The sequence below is a fragment of the Pauljensenia hongkongensis genome, from assembly GCF_001746855.1.
Classification (GTDB): Bacteria; Actinomycetota; Actinomycetes; order Actinomycetales; family Actinomycetaceae; genus Pauljensenia; species Pauljensenia hongkongensis.
Genome location: NZ_CP017298.1, coordinates 1857331 through 1862602, shown reverse-complemented (window position 1 = coordinate 1862602; position 5272 = coordinate 1857331). Strand labels below are relative to the sequence as shown.

The window sequence follows — 5272 nt, the reverse complement described above, 5'->3', positions numbered from 1 at the left end:
CGCCGCGCCCTCCGCCTCCGCGGTGCGGGGGGCCGGGGCGCAGCGCTCGGAGACCGCGGCCTCCAGGGAGCGCAGGCGGATCCTCGCGGCGCCCAGGTTCGAGACCTCGTCGATCTTGAGGACGGTGTGCACGTCGCCGCGCCCCTCGAGGATCTCCTGGACCTGGTCCGCGGTGATGGCGTCGACGCCGCAGCCGAAGGAGTTGAGCTGGACCATCTCCAGGTCCGGCTCGTCGCCGACGCGGGCCGCCGCCTCGTACAGGCGCGAGTGGTAGGTCCACTGGTCGCGCACGCGCAGGGGGCGCTCCAGACGGGCGTCGATGACGGAGTCCTCCGTGAGGACCGCCATGCCCAGGCCGACGATGACCTCCGGGATGCCGTGGTTGATCTCGGGGTCCAGGTGGTAGGGGCGGCCGGCCAGGACGATGCCCCGCACGCCGTGGGCGCGCATCCACTCCAACGACTCCCGGCCCTTCTGGCGGATCTCGGCCTTGACGGCGGCGTCCTCCTCCCACGCGGCGTCCAGGGCCGCCCTCATCTCCTCCAGGGGGATGTCGTAGCCGTGCTCCTTGAAGGCGCCCACCAAGTGGGCCGGCAGGTACTCGCGGTTGGAGAAATTGACGAAGGGGCTGATGAATCGCACACCGGGGTCGGACAGGCGCTCCATGTTGTTGCGGATCACCTCGGGGTAGGTGGCCACGACCGGGCAGTTGAAGCAGTTGTCCGCGCCCTCGCTGCCCTGCTCGAAGGCCACGCACGGGTAGAAGATGTTCGTCACCCCCTTCTTCAGCAGCGCCTCGATGTGCCCGTGCACCAGTTTCGCCGGGTAGCACACGTTCTCGGAGGGGATCGACTCCATGCCCTCCTCGAAGAGCGCGTGGTTGGAGCGCCCCGAGATCATCACCCGGAACCCCAGCTTGGTGAGCATCGTGAACCAGAACGGGTAGTTCTCGTACATGCCGAGCACGCGCGGGATCCCCATGTCGCCGCGGAACGCCTTGCCCGCGGTGAGGCGCCGGTAGCCGAAGATCCTCTTGTACTTCCAGTCGTAGAGGTTGGGCAGCTCCGACTTCTTCGGGACCCGCTCCAAGGAGGCGCCGCGCTCGCAGCGGTTCCCCGACACGTGGCGCTCCCCGTTGGAGAACGTCGAGATCGTCATCTGGCAGTGGTTCTGGCACAGGCGGCACGTCTTGCGGGTCGTCTCCACGGAGAACCCCTCCAGGGCCTCGACGGTGGCCAGGGACGAGGCCCCCTGCCCGCTGTCGTGCATGCGCGCGGTCAGGGCCGCGCCGTAGGCCCCCATGAGGCCCGCGATGTCGGGGCGCACGACCTGGCGCCCCGTGAGCAGCTCGAAAGCGCGCAGCACCGAGTCGTTGAGGAAGGTGCCGCCCTGGACGACGACCCTCTTCCCCAGGTCCGAGGGGTCCTTGAGCTTGATGACCTTGTACAGGGCGTTGCGCACCACCGAGTAGGACAGGCCCGCGCTGATGTCGCGCACGTCCGCCCCCTCCTTCTGGGCCTGTTTCACCGAGGAGTTCATGAACACCGTGCACCGGGTGCCCAGGTCGACGGGGTTCGTCGAGTCCATGGCCGCCCGCGCGAAGGCCCGCACGTCCGTGCCCATCGTCTGCGCGAAGGTCTGCAGAAACGACCCGCACCCCGACGAGCACGCCTCGTTGACGGAGATGGAGTCCACGGCGTGGTCGCGGATGCGCAGGTACTTCATGTCCTGCCCGCCGATGTCGATGACGGAGGTGACCCCCGGCGCGACGGACTCCGCCGCCCGGTAGTGCGCCATCGTCTCGATCTCGCCCTCGTCCATGGTGAGGGCCGCCTTGACCAGGCCCTCGCCGTACCCGGTCGCGCAACTGCGCCCGATGACCGCCCCCTCGGGCAGCCCGGTCCGCACCCGCCGCACGATCTCGACTGCGGCCGCCACGGGGTCGCCCTCGTTGGAGGCGTAGTGGGTGAAGACGATGCGGCCGCGGGAGTCGATGACGACGGCCTTGATGGTCGTCGACCCGGCGTCGATGCCGAGCCAGCAGCGCCCCCGCGCTTCGGCGGGCTCCGCCTTGGGGACCACCTCGGCGCCGTGGCGGCGCTCGAACTCGGTCCTCTCCTCCTCGGAGGCGAAGAGGGGCCGCATGCGGGGGGACTCGGCGCCCACCTCGGCGGTGGCGAGCGCGTTGATGAGGTCGGCGAGGGGGCGCGGCCGGGCGCGGCCCGCCCCTGCCTCGTCGCCCGTCGGCCGGGCCTGCGGGGACGGACCGCCGTCCGCCGCCGATGGGACACCGCCGGCCCCCGCCTCGTCGCCCGTCGGCCGGGCCTGCGCCGACTGGCCTCCCGGCGGGGCCGTCTTCGCGGCCATGAGGGCCGCGCCGATCGCGACGTAGAGCTGGGCGCCCGTGGGCGTGACGAAGGAGTCCGCCTTGGGCAGCAGCGCCTTGTACGCCTCGCGCAGCTGGGGCAGGAAGTGCAGGGGGCCGCCCAGGAACATGACGTTCCCGCGGATCGGGCGCCCGCAGGCCAGGCCGGCGATGGTCTGCGTGGCCACCGCCGTGAAGATCGACGCGGCCAGGTCCTCGTGGGCGGCGCCCTGGTTGATGAGCGGCTGGATGTCGGATTTGGCGAACACCCCGCAGCGCGACGCGATCGGGTAGAGCTGCGTGTGCTCGGCCGCCAGGGCGTCGAGCCCCGACGCGTCCGTGTGCAGCAGTGTGGCCATCTGGTCGATGAAGGCGCCCGTGCCGCCCGCGCAGGTGCCGTTCATGCGCTGTTCGGGAGTGGGGTGCAGGTAGGTGAGTTTGGCGTCCTCGCCGCCCAGTTCGATGACGACATCGACCTCGGGGTGCAGGCGCCGGGTGGCCTCCGTGCCCGCGATGACCTCCTGGACGAAGGGGATGCCCATCGCGCGGGCAGTCGTGAGGCCGCCCGAGCCCGTGATGGCGCTGACGACCTCCAGCCCCGGGTGCCGAGCCTCGATGTCGGCCAGGAGGCGGCCCAGCTCCGCGCGCACGTCGGCGTTGTGGCGGCGGTAGTCGGAGTAGAGGACGCGGTTGCCGTCGAGGACCACGGCCTTGACCGTCGTGGATCCGACGTCGATGCCGAGCTGGTGGACGCGCCGGGCCTGAGCGCCCTCGCGCTCTGCGGCGCCGGTGCCGGTATCGGTGTCGGTTGCGGGGTCCATGTCTGCTCCCTACTTCTCCCTCGATCCGAACATAGGACGGAGGGCGCGTATTTTCCAGGACGCAGAAATTAGAGTGGTCGCATGGACTCCACCGCAGACGCCCCCCGGATTCCAACGGGAAACCCCCGTGGAGCGGCCGAGGGAGCGCCCACTAGTTTCACAGACGCTGAAATTAACCCCTCGAATATGGCAACACACCATGTTGCGAAAATCCAGCGCGGCCCCTCGGGACCTCGGGGCGAAGTGCGCCGGCGCATACTCGAGGCCGCCCGCGCCGCATTCACCGCCTCGGGCTACGACGGGACCACCATGCGCCAGATCGCCCGGAGCGCGGGGTGCGACTCCGCGCTCATCACCTACTACTTCTCCACCAAGCAACAACTGTTCCGGGCGTGCCTGGACCTGCCCTCGGACCCCGCCTCGGACGTCATCGCGCTCCTGGCCCCCGGGCCGAGCGGCGCGGCCGAACGGCTCGTGGACTACGCCCTGGACCTGTACGAGCACCACCTCACCTCCGACGCGATGAGCGCCCTCATGCGCGCCCTGGCCACCGACGCCGAGACCTCCCAGCGCTTCCGCGCCTACATCAGCACCGAGGTCCTGGGCCCCGTGGCCGCCGCCATAGGCGCCGGCACGGCGATCGCCCAGCGCATCGAGATCGTCCTGTCCATGATGCACGGAGTGGTCACCATGCGCTACATCGTGCGCCTGGAGCCCCTCGCCTCGATGCCCCGCGAGCAGGTCAGGGCCCAATTGGCCCCCCTGATCCAGCCGCTCATCGACAGCGCCTTCAACGCCCCCACTTTCTGAGGACGCACACAAGGACCCCTATTTTCGCAACACGGGCCGCACACAACGGCTTGATTCCGCCGTTGTGTGCGGCCCTATGTTGCGTAATTCAGTCCCTTGTGTGCGTACCTGTGGGGGAGGACGGGGCGCCGGCGCTCAGTCGGCGGGCGCGGCCGGTTCGGACAGGGGCACGGCGCGCACCTGCGTGGCCTTGATCGACGACCACACGGCATCGCCCACTCCGAGCCCCAACTCCGCCCACGCAGCGGTGGTCACGCGCGCCCGCACTAACGCGGGCTCCCCGGATCCCGACGCGGGCCCGGGAGCGTCCGACCCGGACGGGGGCTCCGCGCCGAGCAGGACCCCCACGGTGATGACACCGCCAGACGCATCCACCGATTCGACGCGGCCGGGCAACTGGGAGCGGGGAGAGGCGTCCACGGGCCCGCGCGACAGGGCCACCGCCTCGGGGGCGAAGAGCAGGGCGACCGGGCCGTCGGGGGCGTCCCCCGCGCCGTAGAGGGTCCCCCCGCCCACGCGCACCCCCACGAGGCCGTCCCCGCGCCGGGCCCTGCCCGACACGATGTTGAACCCCGCCAGGCGCGCGGCGAATACCGACGAGGGGCGGGCGAGCACCGCGGCGGGCGCCCCCTCCTCGACGACCCTCCCCGAGTCCATGACGGCCATGTGGGCAGCGAGTTCCAGGGCCTCCACGGCGTCGTGCGTGACGAGGACCGTGGTGACGCCCGTGGCGGCGAGGCGCTCGCGCAGGACGAGGGACACCTGGGCCGTCGCCTCGACGTCGAGGGCGGCGGTGGGCTCGTCGAGGACCAGCACCGACGGATCGAAGACGAGGGCGCGGGCGATGGCGACGCGCGCGGCCTGCCCGCCGGAGAGCTCGTCGCCGCGGCGCCCGGCGACCCCCTCCATCCCGACTCGGCGCAGCTGGTCGAGGGCGCGGGAGGCGGCCTCGGCGCGTTCCACGCCCCGCGAGCGCAGCGGGAACGCCACGTTCGCCAGGACGCTCATGTGCCCGAAGATACGGGGCTGCTGGCTGACCATCGCGATCCCCCGGTCGCGGGCGCCGACGAAGCGGCCGGGGGAGTCGACGACGCGCTCCCCGATGCGCACCGCGCCCTCATCGAGGGCCAGGGAGCCGGCGATGACCTGGGCGAGGGTGGACTTGCCCGCGCCGTTGTGCCCCATGACCGCGGTGACGGCCCCGGCGGGCAGGGAGAGGTCCACGTCCCAGTCCCGTGCGGCCACGCGTCCGCGCACGCGCACGGCGGATCCGCCC

3 protein-coding genes are annotated in these 5272 nt (G+C 71.6%); 1 reads left to right on the top strand and 2 read right to left on the bottom strand.

The window, feature by feature from the left end; genetic code table 11:
• Positions 1–3186 (bottom strand): acyl-CoA dehydratase activase-related protein (locus BH719_RS07735; protein WP_009744270.1); only part of this gene is annotated, 3186 nt, incomplete at its 3' end.
• A gap of 186 nt (positions 3187–3372) precedes the next feature.
• Between BH719_RS07735 and BH719_RS07730 the strand changes: the two genes are divergently transcribed.
• Complete coding sequence (locus BH719_RS07730; protein ID WP_034219136.1) at positions 3373–3996, top strand: TetR/AcrR family transcriptional regulator; 624 nt, start codon at positions 3373–3375, stop codon at positions 3994–3996.
• Between the two features lie 135 nt (positions 3997–4131).
• Here BH719_RS07730 and BH719_RS10210 read toward each other — a convergent pair.
• The coding region (locus BH719_RS10210) for an ABC transporter ATP-binding protein (RefSeq protein WP_245683277.1) at positions 4132–5272 on the bottom strand (1141 nt) is incomplete at its 5' end.

What these genes read in the sequence shown, in the direction of transcription:
- BH719_RS07730 (WP_034219136.1), top strand. Translation starts at nt 3,373, where the DNA reads ATGGCAACACACCATGTTGCGAAAATCCAGCGCGGCCCCTCGGGACCT.